Annotated in this window: 14 protein-coding genes; 4 read left to right on the top strand and 10 right to left on the bottom strand. The window is 72.8% G+C overall.

All coding sequences use genetic code 11. From position 1 onward, the window contains the following. The first annotated feature begins 3 nt into the window (after positions 1 to 3). Positions 4 to 2,244, top strand: a complete 2,241-nt coding sequence (locus HEB94_RS16955; RefSeq protein WP_192750796.1) for a GMC family oxidoreductase — start codon at positions 4 to 6, stop codon at positions 2,242 to 2,244. 112 nt (positions 2,245 to 2,356) lie between these two features. Beyond that, on the top strand, positions 2,357 to 2,743 hold the full coding sequence (locus HEB94_RS16950; protein ID WP_192750795.1) for a TraR/DksA family transcriptional regulator: 387 nt from the start codon (positions 2,357 to 2,359) through the stop codon (positions 2,741 to 2,743). 3 nt (positions 2,744 to 2,746) lie between these two features. Here the strand turns inward: HEB94_RS16950 and HEB94_RS16945 are convergent, their stop codons facing one another. The 3 genes from HEB94_RS16945 to HEB94_RS52465 all read right to left on the bottom strand — a co-directional run bounded on the left by HEB94_RS16945 (position 2,747) and on the right by HEB94_RS52465 (position 5,579). Beyond that, a complete protein-coding gene (locus tag HEB94_RS16945) occupies positions 2,747 to 3,013 on the bottom strand; it encodes a hypothetical protein (protein ID WP_192750794.1) in 267 nt (88 codons plus the stop codon). Between the two features lie 81 nt (positions 3,014 to 3,094). Continuing rightward, entirely contained in the window at positions 3,095 to 3,256 is a 162-nt protein-coding gene (locus tag HEB94_RS16940) for a hypothetical protein (protein WP_192750793.1), read from the bottom strand. Positions 3,257 to 3,347: 91 nt separating this feature from the next. Further along, positions 3,348 to 5,579: a serine/threonine-protein kinase gene (locus tag HEB94_RS52465; protein ID WP_202896390.1), complete on the bottom strand. Its 2,232-nt coding sequence runs from the start codon at positions 5,577 to 5,579 to the stop codon at positions 3,348 to 3,350. A gap of 293 nt (positions 5,580 to 5,872) precedes the next feature. On the opposite strand from HEB94_RS52465, the gene HEB94_RS16930 reads away from it, so the two are divergent. After that, positions 5,873 to 6,769 carry a putative RNA methyltransferase gene (locus HEB94_RS16930; protein WP_202896389.1) on the top strand — a complete coding sequence of 299 codons (897 nt, stop codon included), beginning with the start codon at positions 5,873 to 5,875 and terminating at the stop codon, positions 6,767 to 6,769. Between the two features lie 24 nt (positions 6,770 to 6,793). On the opposite strand, the gene HEB94_RS16925 is transcribed toward HEB94_RS16930, so the two are convergent. The 6 genes from HEB94_RS16925 to HEB94_RS16900 are packed head-to-tail and all read right to left on the bottom strand — an operon-like array spanning position 6,794 to position 14,979. Then, the gene (locus HEB94_RS16925) at positions 6,794 to 7,210 is read right to left on the bottom strand and encodes a nitroreductase family deazaflavin-dependent oxidoreductase (protein ID WP_337917735.1); all 417 of its coding nucleotides are present in this window, start codon (positions 7,208 to 7,210) and stop codon (positions 6,794 to 6,796) included. 30 nt (positions 7,211 to 7,240) lie between these two features. Next, positions 7,241 to 8,821, bottom strand: coding sequence for a hypothetical protein (locus tag HEB94_RS16920; protein WP_192750791.1), 1,581 nt, complete (start codon positions 8,819 to 8,821; stop codon positions 7,241 to 7,243). Continuing rightward, positions 8,818 to 10,089, bottom strand: a complete 1,272-nt coding sequence (locus HEB94_RS16915; RefSeq protein ID WP_192750790.1) for a glycosyltransferase family 4 protein — start codon at positions 10,087 to 10,089, stop codon at positions 8,818 to 8,820. The genes HEB94_RS16920 and HEB94_RS16915 overlap by 4 nt, the downstream gene beginning before the upstream one ends. Then, a complete protein-coding gene (locus HEB94_RS16910; RefSeq protein ID WP_192750789.1) occupies positions 10,074 to 12,317 on the bottom strand; it encodes a phosphotransferase in 2,244 nt (747 codons plus the stop codon). The genes HEB94_RS16915 and HEB94_RS16910 overlap by 16 nt, the downstream gene beginning before the upstream one ends. Further along, positions 12,314 to 13,753, bottom strand: coding sequence for a phosphotransferase (locus HEB94_RS16905; protein WP_192750788.1), 1,440 nt, complete (start codon positions 13,751 to 13,753; stop codon positions 12,314 to 12,316). The genes HEB94_RS16910 and HEB94_RS16905 overlap by 4 nt, the downstream gene beginning before the upstream one ends. A gap of 2 nt (positions 13,754 to 13,755) precedes the next feature. Beyond that, the gene (locus HEB94_RS16900; protein WP_192750787.1) at positions 13,756 to 14,979 is read right to left on the bottom strand and encodes a glycosyltransferase family protein; all 1,224 of its coding nucleotides are present in this window, start codon (positions 14,977 to 14,979) and stop codon (positions 13,756 to 13,758) included. Positions 14,980 to 15,364: 385 nt separating this feature from the next. Here HEB94_RS16900 and HEB94_RS16895 point away from each other — a divergent pair, with 385 nt between their 5' ends. Then, positions 15,365 to 15,784 (top strand): PPOX class F420-dependent oxidoreductase, encoded by a 420-nt coding sequence (locus tag HEB94_RS16895; RefSeq protein WP_192750786.1) that lies wholly within the window; start codon positions 15,365 to 15,367, stop codon positions 15,782 to 15,784. Between the two features lie 4 nt (positions 15,785 to 15,788). Here the strand turns inward: HEB94_RS16895 and HEB94_RS16890 are convergent, their stop codons facing one another. After that, complete coding sequence (locus HEB94_RS16890; RefSeq protein WP_192750785.1) at positions 15,789 to 16,955, bottom strand: calcium:cation antiporter; 1,167 nt, start codon at positions 16,953 to 16,955, stop codon at positions 15,789 to 15,791.

The raw sequence follows: 16,955 nt of genomic DNA, 5'->3' as shown, positions 1-16,955 counted from the left end.
CGAATGCCGTCAGGCGAGGGTTCCCGCAATGCGTTCGGTCACCAGCACAGCGCTCCGCCCGGGCACGGTCCGGGCGGACCGGCTGGGAACGATCCCAGCTCGCCGGCCGAGAACGACGCGGCGCTCGCCCGGTTGCTCGCCCAGCCGACCCTGCGGGCCCTGGTCGACCGGCTGATCCCAGCCGATGAGTTCCCCTCCGGCTGGCAGGCGGGTGTGGGCGACTTCCTGCGGCGCATCCTGCGTACCGAACTCCGGCACGCCGTCGACCTCCTCGGCTCCGACCTCGCCCTGCTCGACGAGGAGGCCCGGATCCGGTTCGGGGTCGGGTCCTTCGCCGCGCTCCGCGCCGACCGGGCCGACCTGATCATCGCGGACCTGCGAGCCGACAGTCCGGCCGCCGCCTGGCCGAAGGGGCGAGCGGCGGAGTTCGTCCGGCTGGTGGTCTCGCTCACCACGCAGGGCTTCTACGCCGACCCGGCCAACGGCGGGAACCTCGGCGGCATCTCCTGGCAGATGGTCGGCTACCGGCCCGAACAGCCGGACACGGCCTGGCCCTCCCACTCCCCTGCCAACCTTCCCTTGACGGCGTTCGGTGACGTGAGCGCCCACTACGACGCGATCGTCGTCGGAGTCGGCGCCGGTGGTGGCGTGGCCACCTGCCTGCTCGCCGAGGCGGGCTACCGCGTCCTCGCGGTCGAGCGCGGTGACCTGCTCGGCGTCGAGGACCTGCGCGGTGACCACCTGCGCAGCCACCGCGCGCTGTTCGGCTACGGCCAGAGCGCCGGTCCGCCCGCGACCGGCCACCCACGGGTGTGGGCGGTCGACGGTGCCGACGACGTCATCGAGCCGACGGACGGTCGATGGAGCAACAACGCGATGACCGTGGGCGGCGGCACCCGCGTCTACGGCGGTCAGGCGTGGCGGTTCGTGCCGGAGGACTTCGCCATGGCGAGCACCTACGGCGTACCCGAGGGAAGCTCGCTCGCCGACTGGCCGATCTCCTACGCCGACCTCGAGCCCTACTACGACCGCGCCGAATGGGAACTCGGGGTGTCCGGGGATCCCGCCGGGTTCGCCGGTGCCGGGCCTCGCACCCGAGGTCTGCCGCTACCACCCCTGGCGGGCAACCTGTCCGGTGCGAAGCTCGCCGCCGGTGCGCGCAAGCTCGGTTGGTCGACCGGCCATGTCCCGCTGCTGGTCAACTCCAGGCCCTACGGCGGACGGCCGGCGTGCGTCCACTGCGGCCAGTGCGTCGGTTTCGGTTGCCCCGCCGACGCCAAGAACGGCAGCCACAACACCGTCCTGCCACGCGCGCTCGCCACCGGCCGGTGTGACCTGCTCACCGGCACGCTCGCCGAACGCGTCGTCACCGACGACGGCGGCCGGGTCCGTGGAGTGGCCCTCGCGACCGTCGACGCCGGCGAGGTTCGCCGCCGCACCGTCACCGCCGACCAGGTGATCCTCGCGGCGGGCGCGATTGAGACGGCGCGGCTGCTGCTCAACAGCGCCTCCGACCGGGAGCCGCACGGTCTCGGCAACGACCACGACCAGGTAGGCCGCAACCTCCAGGGCCACGTCTACGCGGGGGCCCTCGGCATCTTCGACGACGTGGTCCAGGCCTCGTTCGGGCCGGGACCGACCATCTCGACCCACGACTTCCGGCACGGCAACGAGGGCCTGGTCGGCGGCGGGATGCTGGCCAACGACTTCGTGCCGATGCCGCTCGCGACGTACGCCCTGCTCACCAACGCCGGCATCGTCCCGGCGTACGGCCTGGCCAGCAAGGAGGGCATGCGCGACCTGTACCAGCGCACCACCGTGGTGATGGGGCCGATGCAGGAGACCCCGAACCCGGAGTCGCGGGTCACCGTCGACACGCGGGTCCGGGACGTGTACGGCGTCCCGGTCGCGCGACTCTCCGGCGCTGTCCTCGACGTCGACCGCCCGACCGCGGCGATGCTGCAACGCCGGGCGGCGGAGTGGCTCACCGCCAGCGGCGCGGTGCGGACGGCGCCGACCGGCGGGGTCGGACGCGGTCCGAGCGGGGGTCAGCACCAGGCCGGCACCTGCCGGATGGGTGCGGACCCGCGTACCTCCGTCGTCGATCCGCTGGGGCGGGTCTGGGGCCACGACAACCTCCGCATCGCCGACGGCTCGATCCACGTCACCAACGGCGCCGTCAACCCTGTGTTGACAATCTTCGCGGGCGCCTACCGCGTCACGGACCTGCTCGTGCGCGGCTGACCGGCGTTCCGACCTGGAAAAGAGAGGTGCGGCGACGGGTTCGTCCCGGGCCCGGCATCTGGACGTGCGGGCACCCAGGAATGCCGCGTCGCCGGAGGGTCGTTGACCCGGTATGGACGAGTCGACCGCCGCGCTGTCCGCGGCCGAACGTGCGGCCGTCCGCGAGCTGGTGGAGAGCCGGAGGGAACGAACGGCCGACCAGATCGCCGATCTGAGCCGCGCGTTCGACGACATCGTCGACGCCGCACGCTCGACCGCGACCGACGACGAACACGACCCGGAGGGCTCGACGATCGCGTTCGAGCGGTCTCAGGTCGCCACGCTGCTGCGGCAGGCGCGGGATCAGCTGGCCGAACTCGATCACGCCCTGGACCGGCTGGCCGACGGAACGTTCGGCCGGTGCGAATCGTGCGGCCGTGCCATCCCCATGGAACGGCTGACCGCACGACCGTCCACCACGACGTGCGTCGCCTGCGCGGGTCGCGGCCGCCGGCGCTGACGCTCAGGTCCCGCCCGGGTCGCCGCTCTGGCCGCGCTGACCGAGCCGCTCGAGGAGTTCCTCGCGCCGCGCCTCCAGCGAGGCGATGATCGCGTCCTGCTCCTCCACCGCGGTGAGCTCGGTGGCGACGTCGGCCGGGTCCGCGGGGGCGTCCCAGCGCTCGCCGATCTGCTCGCGCAGCTGGGCGGCCTGCGGCCGCAGTTCGGCGAGTTCCTCCTCGACCTGCCGGAGTTCTGCGCGTACCTCCGCTTCCGGCTCGTTGCTCACCATGTCCCACCTCCCCGATGCCGCGACCCTCCGACCTTCATCGTCGCGCAGGACCGCCCATCAGGCCAGGCAGACCACCGGGCCTCAGACCAGGGAGAGGACACCGTCCAGCCACCCGTCGCCCGCGCAGGTGCGGCAGTCCTCCCGCGCGATCCCGCTCCCGATGCGCTCCTCCGAGTAGGAGATCGCGCACACCTCGGCGGCCACCTGGGTGGAACCCGCACACATCGGACACAGCGCTCGCATGGCGAGCAGGGTAGCCCGCCACGGTGCACGAACGGCGCGGAACACACCAGCAGGGCCGGACTGCCCAGGCAGAGCCGGCTCCGAACCCGCCCTAGCTGATCACGGAGGACGTGTCGATGAGCCAGCGTCCGTTGTGCTCGACCAGTGTGAAGCGCCGGCGCTCCCTGCTCGTTCCACCGTTCTTGAACGTGTAGGAGATCCGGGCGCGTACCTCGTTGCCGCTGACCGTCACCTCCGTGGCCCGGGCGTCACTCATCTGGGCCCAGAAGCGCCGGTAGCCGTCGAACCCGCCGCTCTTCTGCTGGTAGCGCGCGGAGAGCCGCGACCAGCCGTCGTTGAGGTTGCCCGGCAACACGGCGTAGTAGTTCGCGACCGCCTGCGGGCGGTTGGTGGCCGGCGGCGGGGGCGGGGTGTGCGTGGGAGTCTTCGTCGGAGTGTGGGTGGGAGTCGGCGTGTACGACGGCGTGGTCTCCGGCGTCGTCGGGTCAGGTGCGGGGTTCGTCTGCTCCCTGGTGGGGTCCTGGCGGGGTGTGCCGGTGTTCGTCGCCGGCGGCGGGGTCACCGTGGTGCCGGGATCGCCGCCCGCCTGGTTTCGCTGGTCGAACCGGTCGAACACCGCGAACGCCGCGCCCGCGAGTGCGACAACGGCCACCACGACACCGATGACGAGCAGGACACCCATCCGGCGGCCGTTCCGACCGCCGCCGGCACCCGAGCCACGTCCGCCGGGTCCCGTCGTCAGGATGGCGCCGTCACCGGGAACACCCCCGATGCCGCCGACGCCACTGGCCCGGCCGCCACCGCCGATGTCACGTCCGACGTCACGTCCGGCCGTCCCGCCGGGGACACCGCCCGCCGCGTCGGAACGGTCGAAGGATCCCAACAACGAGTAGGCCTGCGGAGTGGAGTCGGACCAGTGCGCACCCGCGCCGGGTCCGCGGTCGGTCCCCGGCTCGACCTCCTCCTCGGCAGGTTGGTCGGTGTGGACCGGCGCGTCCGCGGTGCCGGCCGCCTCACGCGGAAGTGCGAAGCGGGCGGTGGGTTCGAAAGGCTCGGAGGGCCCCGAAGGCTCAGGCGTCGAGAACTTCTCGGTCGCGGCGCTGGACCCCGCCGCCTCGTCGGCGACGGCACCAGAGCCCGTGCCCTGCGCGTCCGCGTCCTCAGGGACCGCGTCCTCGGCCGGGGCGCTGGCGTCCTCCGGCGCGGCGGCCGCATCGGCAGCGGCACCAGCCGGGGTGCTCGCACCGGGAGTCGACGCGGACCCGGCACCGGCCTCCTCGGGGGCCGTCGAACCGGCTGCCCCGCCACCGGCCGCGGCGCCACCGGCCGCGGCGCCACCGGCTGCCGCGCCACCGGCTGCCGCGCCACCGGCCGCCGCCGCGCCACCAGACGTGGACGGGGCCGGCGACTCGCCGTACAGCCTGATGCCGGACCGGGAGGGGGCCTCGTCGTAGCGAAGCGTCATCGACGTACGCCCGAACAGCATGTCCCGCTGCACCGACCGCGCGCTCACGATGAGGGCGAGGTCACGCCCCACCTCCGTCGCCGCCGGCCGCCGGCGCGGGTTGACCTGCAGGAGCCGCAGCAGGACGTCGGTGATCGGGCCGGCCTGCCGCGGAGGTGTGACCTGGCCGGACGCGACCTGGTACAGCAGCGCGATGGGGTTGTCGCCACGCCCGAACGGTGGAATTCCCTCGACCGCTGCGTACAGCGTCGAACCGAGTGAGAAGACGTCGGAGGCGAACGTCGCGTCCTGGCCCTTCGCGACCTCGGGCGCGAGGTAGGCGGGCGTGCCGGAGATGAGTCCGGTCGCGGTCACGGTGACATCCCCCACCGCGCGGGCGATGCCGAAGTCGGCGATCTTCACCGTGCCGTTGTCGCCGAGCAGGACGTTGCCCGGCTTGATGTCGCGGTGGACCACGCCGGCGGCGTGCGCGGACGCCAACGCCGACGCGGCCTGGATGCCGATGCGGGCGACCTCGTAGGGGTCGAGGGTGCCGCGTTCGACGAGAGTCTCGGACAGACTCTTGGAGGGGAGGTACTCCATCACCAAGCAGGGATGGCCGTCGTCCTCGACGACGTCGTAGATGGCGATGACGTGCGGATGTTGGATACGCGCGGCGATGCGACTCTCCCGCATCGCGCGGAGCTTCGCCTCCTCCGCCTGGCTGCCGCTGAGATAGGCAGGAAGCAACAGACGTTTGACCGCGACCGGCCGGTGCAGGCGCTCGTCATTGGCCCGCCAGACCACGCCCATGCCGCCACTGCCGACCCGTTCGTGAAGGCGGTAACGGCCAGCGATCAGCCGGTCGTCCTCGCTCATCAAAACTCCCACTCCCCTGCCCCGTTGGCGGCGCCGACAGACGGACCATCCGGTCTCGACTTCTGGTCCCGGTTCGCAATCGGGGTGATCACACCCGCCCGAGGCAGCCTAGCCCGCGATGCTGTGCCGTGCCGCGTCCGCGTCGGACCCGGTCGTGTCCAACCATCCCCTACGCCGCCCCCAGCCGCGTCGGGGCCGACCGGCTCGCGTAGCGTCGAAGAGAGGCCGAACCGTTTCGCCCATCGAACCGTTCGGCGGACCGATCCTTGTCGACCGATCCGTCTGGGGAGTCCGTGGCAGGGCAGCACGACATCCGTACGCCGCACATGACGCGCGAGGGCGGCGACCGGTTGCCGCCCGCGGTCGTACGGGCGGTGTCCTGCCCGGTGTGCGGCGAGTCGCTGACCCAGAGCCCGACCGCACTGCGGTGCCCGGCCGGCCACAGCTTCGACATCGCCCGACAGGGCTACGTCAACTTCCTGGGCGCGCGGCCCCGCACACCGCTGGCCGACTCGACCGAGATGGCGACGGCCCGGTCGGAGTTCCTGGCGGCCGGCCACTACGCGGCCCTGGCCGACAACCTGGCAGCCCTCGTGGCCCGCCTCGTGCCCGGCGGCGGTCTCGTTGTCGACGCCGGGGCCGGAACGGGCTACTACCTCGCCGTCGTGCTCGACCACCTGACCGAGGCGGTCGGGCTGGCGCTCGACTCCTCGACCGCCGGGCTGCGCCGAGCCGCCCGCGCCCACTCGCGCGCCGCGGCGATCGGCTGGGACGTCTGGCAGCCCTGGCCGCTGCGGACCGGTTCGGCGGCGGCGATCCTGAACGTCTTCGCGCCACGCAATCCCGACGAGTTCCACCGGGTGCTCGCCCCGGAGGGCACGCTCGCGGTGGTCACGCCCACGCAGGACCACCTCGCCGAGCTACGGGCGTGGGTCGACCTGCTCGGGATCCAGGAGGACAAGCTGGACCAGGTCGACACGGCGTTGGCCGGGAGGTTCCGGCTGGTCGACCGTGAGCCGCTCTCCGTCGAACTCGCGCTCGACGCCGACGACGTCCGCCGGCTGGTCCAGATGGGGCCGAACGCCCACCACCTCGACCGCGGCGATCGTCGAGCGAGGTTGGCGGCACTGCGCGGGGGCGTGGAGGTCACCGCGTCGTTCGTACTCTCGGCCTACCGTCCGGTCCACTGACGCGACCGCCCGCCGGGCTGAGACTCAGCCCGTGCGCTCGAGGATGATGACGGGGATCTCGCGGTCGGTCTTGGCCTGGTAGTCGGCGAAGTAGGGAGCCACGGCGACCTGCGCCTTCCACAGCCGCTCGCGCTCCTCGCCGGTCACGACCGAGGCGGTGGCGTCGTACTTGTCGGTGCCGATCTCGATCGTCACCGACGGGTTGGCCAGGATGTTGTGGTACCAGGCGGAGTGTCGCGGGCGGCCGGCGTTCGAACCGAAGAGGACGATGTGGTCGCCGTCGGCGAGGTAGACCAGCGGCGAGATCCGCTGCTGTCCGGACTTCGCACCGGTCGTCTGGAGCAGCAGCAGCGGCTTGCCCTCGAAAGGTCCGCCCACCTTGCCCTCGTTCGCCCGGAACTCCGCGATGACCTTGTCGTTAAAGTTGTTCGACTCGCTCACGACCATCTCCTTCTCGACAACCTCCCCACCCTATCGATCACCTGACCGATCGACGTGGACAGCCGTCTTGTCCAGCTGGTCGAGGCACCCGTGTGCCCGCTCGACGAGCGCCCCGGCCAACGGTGACCAGGGTGCGCGGGCGAAGGCGCGCAGCGCCGAACGTTCGAGCGCGACCGCCGTCCACCACCTGGCTTCGCCGACCGCGGCCGGATCGGAGTCACCGCGGGCACCCAGGTAGGCGGCGAGGAACTCCGCCCCGAGCCGGGCGAGCCGTTCGGAGTAGGAGGCACCGCCGCCACGCAGCCGGTGTCGCACCTCCTGCACGGCGAGCGACGCGAGGAACGTGCCGAGGTCGCTCGCGACGTGGGCGACACCGTGGTGGTCGAGGTCGAGCAGGATGATCCGGCGACCGTTGAGCCGGAACTTGCGGGGCGTGCAGGCACCGTGCACGAGTCCGACCGTCCCGGCGCCCGAACGGATGAACGCGTCCTGGGTACGCAGGAGTCGCTCGGCCACCCTGGCCAGCGATGTGCCGAGTGCTCCGTCGACGACCGCGATCCGAGCGGCGCGCTCCCCGAAGCCGTGCAGCTCGTGCCGCACCGGAGCGGCGGGTGGGCCGACCACGGGAGCCACGTGCAGCTCGGCGAGCGCCCGGGCCGCGCGGTGGACGCCCTCCCGAAGCGCCGGAGCGGACGCCGTTCGCGCCTGCCGGGAGGACCACAGCTGGTCGAGTGGCACCCCACCGACGGCGGCGTGGACCAGGGTCGCGAGATCGGGCAGGAGGGCGACGGCGGGGGCGATCCGCAGGACACCCTTCGGCTCCGCGGCCGCCGCGAGGGACCGGCTCACGGCGGCCACCGCGATCGCGTGGTTCGGGTCGGCGTAGACCCTCGCGACGTACGACAGCCGGCTCGGTGCGAAGTCGAGCCCCAGCGTCGCGCGCTGACCGGGCCGGTAACGCAGCGGGCGCACCCAGCACCGGCGGGCACCCGGGTCCGCAGCCCGACCGAGGACGGCCCGCAGCCGCACCGCGAGGACCGAGGAGTCCACGGCGCCGGCCAGGGTCGGCAGGTCCGGATCGGATGGGAAGACCGCGAGTCGTACGCCGGGGGCGACGACGGGGAGGTGGCCGTCGGTGTACGCCGTTGGTCCGTCGGCCTGGCCCGCTCCGTCGGCCTGGCCCGCTCCGTCGGCCGAGCCCGGGTCGTCGAGAACCAGGTCGCCGCGGACGAGCCGGCCCGCGTGTCGGTAGAGCACCCATGCTCGCCGACCCGGGTCGAAGTGCGCGTCCACCACCTGGCCGGCCGAGTTCTCGCCACGTCCGTGCACCAGCTGGTCGCGGCCCGGACCGGCGGCCAGCGCCGCGCCGAGCCGCGGTCCCATCACCCGGGCCTGGAGAGCCTCCGCGAACCTGTCGGACTCGCGCTCGACCGGCCCGCCGACGCGACCACCCGGCCGCGGGTCGTGCTCCGCGAACGCCTGGCCCGCCGAACCGACCACGGCGGGCGCCTCGGGTTCGGCGGCGCCCGAGGAAGGCGCCTCGGGGTCGGTGACGACCGTGGACGCCGACGGCGCCGGGTGCGCCGGTGTGAACTCGGGAGCCTGCGTCATGGAGCCACCTCCGCGGGAAGCGATGTGCGTGTTCCGAAAACCGTCTCCAGGGCGGACGCCGCGGCTTCGACGTCGTAACGCGCCTCGACCGTGTGCCGCCCACCCTCCCCGATCCGCCGCCGCAACGCCGGCTCGGTGAGCAGCGCGGCGAGGTGGGCGGCGATGGTCTCCACGTCTCCGGGCGGGGCCACCAGGGCGTTCTGGCCCGACCGGACGAGTTCGGAGAGGCTTGCGATGGCGGTGGTCACGACCGGTACGCCACTAGCCATCGCGTCGAGGACGACGTTCGGCCGGCCGTCCGCGTCGTCGTCGGTCGCGCCACCAGGCGTCACGACGAAGATGTCCGCGCCCGCGAGTACCCGTCCGATCTCGTCACGGCTGCGTTCGCCGCGGAAGGAGACCTGACCGGCCAGCCCGAAGCCGACGCTGAGCTCGATGAGCTGGCGCCGCAACGGGCCGTCGCCGTACACCTCGCAGGTGAAGCGGTGGCCGGACTCCGCCAGCGCGGCGCAGGCGCGGAGCAGATCGACGTACCCGTGCTCCTCCGTCAGTGGGCCGATCGAGACGAGGGTGAGGTCGGGGCGGGCCGGACGACGGGCGGGGCGGAAGCGATCCAGCTCGACACCGTGGTGGATGACCCGCACCGGCGGCCGCACCGTGCGCGGGACGTTCCTCGCGATGTAGGCGGCGTTGGCCTGGCAGCAGGTGACCACGGCGTTCGCCGCGGTGACCCGGGCGAGGAGACTGGCCGGCGGTATCCGGTAGAGGTCCTCCGCGTGGGCGGTGAAGCTGAACGTCAGTCCGGTCAGCCGGCTGGCCAGCATGCCGACGAGCGCGGGATCGTGCGCGAAGTGCGCGTGGATGTGCGGCGCCCCCGCACCCGAACGCCGCAGCCGGAACGCGAGCCCGGCCACGGCGACCGCGTGGTCGAAGCAGCGGATGGTCGAGTAGGTGGAGTAGCCCCGACTCAGCCGCGGATGGAGCCACGCGTAGCCGAGTGTCCGCAGGTAGCGCCCGGGTGCGCCGGCGAGGGCGCGGGTGTGCTCGAGGATCCGCGTCCACCGGGCGTTCGCCCCCGCCGCGTCCAGGAAGAGCACCATGGCCCGCATCGCGTCGAGTTGGGGATGGCGGCGACGTTCACCAGAGCGGGCGAGGCTGACGATGGTGAGTTCGAGCCCCCGACGTTCCATCGCCACGACCTCATCGACGATGAAACTCTGGGACTGGCGCGGCCAACTGCGCACGACCATGATCACGTGTCCAGGCATGCCAGCCCCCTCTGTAGTGCGCGGGCCACCTCACGAGTGCGCGCCGGCCGTTCCAGTGACCGGTGCGGCCCGATGCCCATGACGAGTCGCTTCGCGATCTTGAGCCAGGCGTACGCACCGAAGAGCGCGATGCGTACCGCGTCCGGCCGGCCGGCGACGGTGGCGTACTCCTCGAGGAACGCCCGCCGAAGCCCCGCCGCGCGTCCCGACCCGACCGACAGGTCGAGGTAGGCGCAGAAGTGCGCCAGGTCGAGCGCGGGGTCGCCCATCCGCGCCTCGTCCAGGTCGATCACGGTCACCGTGTCGTCGACCAGCACGTGGCCCGCGTGGAAGTCCTTGTGGATCGGTACGTAGGGCGCCGGTGCTGCGGCCTGCGCGGCGCCGGACCACCCGTCGGCCAGCCGCCAGGCCAGCCCGAACAGGTCCGGCTCCCGGTCGGCGACCAGGCTCGCCCAGCCCCGGCCGGTGGCGCACTCCGTCGCCAGGTCGAGCCGCCGGGTGAGGACGACGTCGGACCCGTGCAGTCGGGCCAGCCAACGCGCGGAGGCGCGGACACCCGCGAGCGCGACCATGCCCTCCAGCCGGTCCAGCGGGACACCGGCGCAGCGGCGGTAGAGGAGCAGTCCGCGCTCCAGCGGTGACGGGAGCGGCTCGGGTACGCGAAGCGCGCCGCGACCCTTGAACGGCCCGTCGGCAAGCGCCCGCAGGTTGGCGGCCGCGAGTGCCGCGCGGTGCGGCTGGGCGAACAGCTTGCCGATGAGCTGCGTGGGCGCGCCGGTGCGTAGTCCGCGGACGGTGTACTGCAGGACCGTGCGCCGACCGGGCGCGTGCTGGATCAGCCGCGCGGCCGTCACGTCCAGGCCCGCGGGTTCGGCGGCGACCGGCGCGAGCTCGGGCCGCAACGCCCGGGTCATGGCCTGCCGGTCGAGTAGCTGGGCGGCCAGTGGCGCCGACGTCCGGACCGGCACCGCGGCGACGAGTCGTTCGAGGCAGTCGAGCAGCGCCGGAACCCGCGGCCAGCTGGACACCTCGAGCCGGCGGTAGCGGCCGGCCGCGAGCGACACCAGGGCGAGGCTCCGCCACCACAGCAGGACGTCGGGGTCGACCCGGCCGGCACGTCGCTCGTAACCGGCGACGAAGGCACGGCCGGCCGCCTCGGTGGTGGAACGCTCGCCGGGCTGGCGTACCCACTGCCACAACAGGTGCGCGAGCAGGGTGCCGAGGTCCCGCTCGGCGTCGCCGCGGCAGGCGTCCTCCAGGTCGAGCAGGGTCAGCCGGTTGGCGGCGACGACCACCTGCGCGGGCCGGAACGCGCCGTGCGTGAGCACCTGGCCGCCGGACGCGGGGAGCCAGGAGGTGAGCCGATCAAGGACGGTCGCGAGCCGTCGGGCGGCGTGCGGATCGGCCTGGCGTACGGCGGAGAGGGACGCTGAGACGTCCCGCAGCGAGTCGGCTCCGGTGCGGACGGGTGCCGCGACGCGCCCGGCGTGGAGTCGGGCCAGCAGACTGCCGAGCCGGTACGCGAGCCGCACCCGGGTACGCGGGGGCACGGCCGGGTCGCGGAGTACGGCGGCGAGGTCGCGCCCCTCGGCCGCCTCGTGCACGAGGAGGCCGTGTTCGGGCCAGGCGCCGACCAGGCGTGGCAACAACCGGCGCTTCGGCTCGTCCAGGGCCAGCGGCTCGTCGACGGCGCCCGGTTGGTCCAGGGCGACCGGTTGGTCCAGGGCGACCGGTTGGTCCAGGGCGACCGGAACGTCGAGGCCGGCGTCCGCCCCGACCACCTTGGCGTACAGCTCGTGCCCACCGGTGCCGTCGGTGATCTGGTACCGCAGCACGCAGCGCGACCCGGGCCGGTAGCGCACCGGCTCGACGACGCAGTCCTGGATGGTCCCGCCGGCCAGCCGGGTGCCGAGCAGGTCGCGCACCGCGGCGGCGTCGGTGGCGGTGCCCAGTCCAGGAAGCGCGGGGTCCGCCCGGAAGTCGCGCCGGGTCGAGCCGCCCGGTGTCACCTCGCACACGACGAAGGTGGCGGGCTCGCCGCTGGACGCCGGGCGGTAGGTCAGGACGCAGCGTTCGCCCGGCGTCCAGTGCGCGTGGAAGGGGGTACGTCCGGGTGTCGCGGCCAGCTCCGCGGTCATCGTCGCGACCACCTCGGCCAGGTGCGGCAGGGCGGGGTCCAGGTCGGCGAGCGGCGACCCGGGCGGCACGGCCGGCGCCGCCGCGGTCATCGCGGACCTCCGACCACGGCGTCCTCCGCCAGCCGGACCGCCCGGATGACGTGGTGCGCCCATTCGGGGTGGTGGATCGGGATCCGCCGGGCGGCGAGCTTGAGATGGAACAGCACCGCGAGGCCGTGCGCCCGCGCCAGCCGGACGCGGTCGCAGGGTCCGTAGCCGTCGACGAACGCCGCGACCGCCGGCCGTGCGTCCACGCCGAGCGACGCGCACCACCACCACAGGTCGGCGACGAAGGTGCCGAGGTCGAGGGCGGGCTCGGCGATGCAGGCGCGGTCGAGGCCGATGAGGCGGAGTTCGTCGCCGGCGACGAGGACGTTCTCACACGTCAGGTCGCCGTGGATCAGGGTCGCGGGCTCGGCCGGGCGGGCGGCCAGACCGTCGCCGAGCTGGCTGATCACGTCCCGGATCCGGGCGCCCACCTGCGGGAGCAGGCCGCGGATGTGCTCAGCCGCCCGAGCCGTGGCGGCCATCTCCGCGAACGCGTCGTACCTCGGCAACGGCGGGGTGCGCGGGAACGACGGGAGCGGACAGGGCCAGGCCGCGTCCGCCGGGACGGGCCCCGCCTCGTGCACCACCCGCAGCGCCTGCCCGATCCGGCGGAGCAGACCGGCCGCCCGCAGGTCGGACAGCCGGCGCCACACCGGCTCGCCGTCCTCGGCCGTCCACCACGACGCCTGGTCGGCCTCGACGTACCCGATCGAGCGCGCCGGTCGGACGCCCGGCAGCGCCGCGGTCAACGCGGCGTCGAGCGCGGCGGCCACCGCGATCGGCCGGGTGCCCGCCCCGTCGCGGTACAGCTTGACGATCGCCGCGCCGGATCCGCCCTCACCGAGGACCGGGTCGTGAGCTGACCCGATCCCGATCGGCTCGGTGGTCGTCACGCGCAGCACGTGCCGCCGGCCCGGGCGGTACCGGACCGTTCGTACCTCACGTTCACTCGTCGTACGGCGACCGGCCAGGCTCGCCGCCGTCGAGGTGACGTACCCGGGTTCGGACAGGCGCACCAGCCGTGGGAAGGCCGGATCCATCGGCGCGAGGAGCAGGGTGAGGCAGCCGTCCGGTGTGGAGGCGACCAGCCGGCTGAAGGGTTCGACCAGGCCGCGGACGTCCGCTTCGCGTTCCAGCAGCGCGAGCCCGTCGAGGTCTGGTGGCACCACGGACCAGGTCAGCGCGAGGTGGCGCGGGGCGTAGCGGTGGTTCCCGGTCGCGAGGGTGTAGTACGCCGTGAGCGTGCGTCCGGGGAGGTACTTCGACCGCACCAGCATCGGCGCCAGTCGGCGGGACCGGTTGGGCAGGCAGTGGTCGAGCAGCGGGCCGAACCCGTACGCGAACGGGTCGGTGACCGCACGGCGGACACCCTCCAGGCCGCGGTGGCCGGCGACGAGGCGGGCGATCTGCCCGGACGCGGGCGGCGAGACACTGGCCACGATCACCCCTCGACCAGCGCGCCGGCGGCCTGCCGCACGTGCCCCAGTCCCGACCGGAGCCGCTCGACGACCACCTCACGGCCACCCAGGTCCGGCGCGCTCGCCGGCGTCGGCGCCGACCCGGCCAGGATCGTCGCGGCCGCGGCGGCGAGCGCCTGCGCCGCCAGTTGGTCCGGGGGCAACCAGTGCACCCAGCCCCGCTCGGCGAACGACCGCGCCCGCATCTGCTGCTCCGCGCTCGGCCCGCTGCGCGGCACCAGGAGGGCGGGCGTCTGCTGGCTGAGGATCTCGACCGCGGTGTTGTAGCCGGCCATCGCGACCACGAGGTCGGCCGCTCCGACGTACGGGGTGGCGTCGTCGACCCGGGTGAGCACGTGGACCGGGAGATCGCGGGCACGGCTGAGCAACCGGAGCCGCTCCGCCTTCGGCAGGAGGGGCCCGGTGATGAGGACGAACGTGCACCGCCGGCGCGCGAGGAGAGCCGGGACCGAACGGAGCAGCGCGTCGAACAGCGGATAGGCGTCGGCACCACCACCGCCGAGCGCGAGGACCAGGGGCCCGGTCTCCTCACGCAGGTAGATGCGGCGGATCTCCGCCGCCGACGTGGGCGAGGGTGCCGCGCCCACGTATCCGCAGTAACGCAGACGCCTCGCGGCCACCTCGGGCCAGTCGTACTCCGCGGCCAGGTCGTACACCTCGCGCGACCCGAAGACCAGAACGTCGTCGTAGTGGCGTTCGATCGCCTCGAACGCCCCCTCGAGCCGCCACCGACGCTGCACCGTCTCGGGCGCGTCGAGGATGTCCCGCAGACCGAGCACCACACGCGCCGGAGTGGTCCGGACCGCCTCCAGCGCGGGGAGCAACTCCCCCATCAGGCCGTTCGGCATGTGGTGGTCGACCAGCAGGATGTCCGGCCGGAACCTCTGCGCCGCCACCCGGATCAGGTCGCGTCGCAGTGCGAGCACGTCGTCGAACGGCGACGCCAGCGAAAGCGGGCGCCACAGGCCGGGTCCGGCCCTGCGCAACGAGGGCAGCTTCAGGTAGTCGTGGGTGCCCGACGACGCGAAGAACCGGCCGAGCGGTGAGTCGGAAACCGTCAACACGCTGGCGCCCGGGTGGGCCCGCAGGAACTCGTTGGCGACATGTGTCGTACGCCGCTGGTGACCGAGCCCGAGTCCGTCCTGGGAGTAAATGAGTAACCTGGCCTCATCCGCGCTCTGCACCATGGCTCATTTCTCCACCCGCACCAACGGCCACGAACATACGTCCGCCCCGACGGTGACGTTGTTGCGCCTACATTTCTGTCCGTGTGTTCTGCAGTGCATTTGTGGAACATTTGTGCCCACATTTGTACCCGGCCCGCGATTCGCGACGTCCTGGCACAGTCCTATCCCATACGAGTGTTTGATCGTCGCGAATTCTTCGGTAGTCCATTTCCCGGCCACAGTTCGGGCTTCCCGGCACCACCGGAATCGCCGGACAGTTCATTGCTGCCGTGCGATTCTCCAGGTAGCCGTGGCCTTCGCGGACCACGCGGCAGGCAATGCGGAAATGGAGTTGAGACGAAGAATTGGACAAGAGTGGGAACAAAGGGAGACCCTCATGGGCCAGATGAGCGAAAGACAGTGTCGTGAATTCCTCACCGAAGGCACCCGCACCGCACGGCTGGGCACCGTTCGCCGCGACGGCCGTCCACACGTGACACCGGTGTGGTTCGTCATGGACGGACCCGACCTCATGACGGTCACCCCCCGGGACTCGGTGAAAGGTCGGGCCATACTCCGCGACCCGCGGGTCTCCGTCTGCGTCGACGACGACCGGCCACCGTTCTCCTTCGTCCTGATGGACGCCGAGGTCTCCACCACGGAGGACCCCGAGCAGACGCTGTACTGGTCCACCCGCAACGCCGAGCGGTACGTCGGCCCGGAGCAGGCCGACCACTACGGTCGACTCAACGCCGGCGAAGGGACACTCCTCCTGCGGATCTCGCCGACCAAGATCCTCAGTGAGGACAACGTCACCGAGGTCTGAGGCCCTACGGCGTGACCGCGAGGAAGAGGAACGCGCCGAAGATCACGAGGTGGACGGTTCCCTGCATGAGGGTCGCTCGTCCGGGCGCGATCGTGAGCACGCTGACCACGACGGTGAGGGCGAGCAACACCATCTGGGTGGCGCCGAGCCCGAGCACCAGCGTGCCGGGCAGCCAGACCGAGGCGAAGGCGATGGTGGGAATCGTCAGCCCGATGCTCGCGAGCGCCGAACCGAGGGCGAGGTTCAGGCTGGTCTGGATCCGGTTGCGAAGCGCGGCGCGGACGGCGGCCACCGTCTCCGGCAGCAGGACCAGCAACGCGATGGCGACACCGACGACCGTCTGCGGTGCTCCGGCCGCGGCGACCCCGCTCTCGATCGAGGGTGAGACGGTCTTCGCCAACCCGACGACGACGACCAGGCAGACCGCGAGCAGGCCGAGGCTGAGCAACGCACTTCGCGGGGAGGGCGGGGCTGCGTGCTCGTCGTCCGGGCGGGCTCCGGCGCGGTAAGTCGGTTCGGTCGGGACGGGCAGGAAGTAGTCGCGGTGACGGATGGTCTGGACGAACACGAACACGCCGTACAGGGTCAATGCCGCGATACCGGCGAACGCCAACTGCGCCGTCGAGTAGGTCGGTCCGGGCGTACTGGTGGTGAAGGACGGCAGCACCAGTGCCAGCGTCGCCACCGCGCTCAGGGTGGCGAGCGCGCCGGTCACCCCCTCGACCCGGAACTCCACCACGCGGTGTCGAAGACCTCCGACCAGCAGGCACAGGCCGATCACGCCGTTGCAGACGATCATGAAGGCGGAGAACACGGTGTCGCGCGCCAGCGAGGACGTGCCGGGGCCGCCGGAGGTCATCAGCATCACGATCAACCCGACCTCGATGACGGTGACCGCGACGGCGAGGATCAGCGTGCCGAACGGTTCGCCGACCCGGTGAGCCACGACCTCCGCGTGGTGGACGGCGGCGATCACCGCCGCCACCAGGGCGAGCGCGACGACGACCAGCAGCGCCCCGAGGCCCAGATGGCGACCCCACGTGGCACCGAGCACGACCACGGCGACCGGCGGCACCAGGAGGGGCGCGTGCAGCCAGCGGAGCCGTAGGCGGCCCAGCAGCCGGCCCAACCGCTGGCCCGGGCCTCGCCAGTCCCACCTCCGCCTCCCCAT

It is taken from the genome of Actinopolymorpha pittospori (assembly GCF_014873875.1).
Lineage (GTDB): Bacteria > Actinomycetota > Actinomycetes > Propionibacteriales > Actinopolymorphaceae > Actinopolymorpha > Actinopolymorpha pittospori.
The sequence above is the reverse complement of the archived record's forward strand: the minus strand, read 5'-3'. Positions and strand labels throughout refer to the sequence as shown.